Here is a 645-nt window from a genome sequence, read left to right on the forward strand (position 1 = left end):
TTGGAAGCCGGAGCGCCAGCTTCGGTGGAGGCATTGGTGGGATACTACCCTGGCTGTATTGAAATTCTAACCCGCAGCTCTTATCGAGCTGGGAGACAGTGTCAGGTGGGCAGTTTGACTGGGGCGGTCGCCTCCTAAAATGTAACGGAGGCGCCCAAAGGTTCCCTCAGAATGGTTGGAAATCATTCGTAGAGTGTAAAGGCACAAGGGAGCTTGACTGCGAGACCTACAAGTCGAGCAGGGACGAAAGTCGGGCTTAGTGATCCGGTGGTTCCGCATGGAAGGGCCATCGCTCAACGGATAAAAGCTACCCCGGGGATAACAGGCTTATCTCCCCCAAGAGTCCACATCGACGGGGAGGTTTGGCACCTCGATGTCGGCTCATCGCATCCTGGGGCTGTAGTCGGTCCCAAGGGTTGGGCTGTTCGCCCATTAAAGCGGTACGCGAGCTGGGTTCAGAACGTCGTGAGACAGTTCGGTCCCTATCCGTCGTGGGCGCAGGAAATTTGAGAGGAGCTGTCCTTAGTACGAGAGGACCGGGATGGACGCACCGCTGGTGTACCAGTTGTCTTGCCAAAGGCATCGCTGGGTAGCTATGTGCGGAAGGGATAAGTGCTGAAAGCATCTAAGCATGAAGCCCCCCTC

At 56.4% G+C, this 645-nt stretch carries 1 rRNA gene; it reads left to right on the forward strand.

The features are described 5' to 3' along the window. Positions 1-645, forward strand: a 23S ribosomal RNA gene (locus tag BFA01S_RS21595); the annotation flags it as partial.

Source organism: Metabacillus fastidiosus NBRC 101226 (assembly GCF_001591625.1).
GTDB classification, from domain to species: domain Bacteria; phylum Bacillota; class Bacilli; order Bacillales; family Bacillaceae; genus Metabacillus; species Metabacillus fastidiosus.